This window comes from Peribacillus sp. SRI_006, from assembly GCF_057586375.1.
Genome location: NZ_JBYCZT010000052.1, coordinates 1 through 436, shown reverse-complemented (window position 1 = coordinate 436; position 436 = coordinate 1). Strand labels below are relative to the sequence as shown.

At 37.6% G+C, this 436-nt stretch carries 1 protein-coding gene; it reads left to right on the top strand.

Annotated features, from left to right (window positions below; genetic code table 11):
• On the top strand, positions 1 to 436 hold a 436-nt coding region (locus AC2YHV_RS27615; protein ID WP_487374606.1), incomplete at both ends, for a transposase.

Genomic DNA, 436 nt, shown 5'->3' with positions numbered 1-436 from the left:
GCCATTGACTTCACTTTCATTTATGACTTGGTGAAAGATATGTATTCAGAGGTAGGACGCCCAAGTATTGATCCAGTTATTTTAGTTAAACTGACTTTCATTCAATATACCTTCGGTATTCGTTCCATGCGTAAAACGATTGAAGAAGTTGAAACGAATATGGCTTACCGTTGGTTCTTAGGCTATGGTTTCCATGATAAAGTACCTCATTTCTCTACGTTCGGGAAAAATTATGAGCGACGCCTTAAAGATACAGACCTGTTTGAACAGATTTTCTATCGCATTTTAATGACAGCTGCTAATCAAAAGTTAATAAGTGCTGAACACGTTTTCGTGGATTCCACACATGTGAAAGCCAGTGCGAATAAACGGAAATTTGAAAAGAAAATCGTTCGTAAAGAAACACGAGCGTATCAAGGACGTCTTCAAGAAGAAA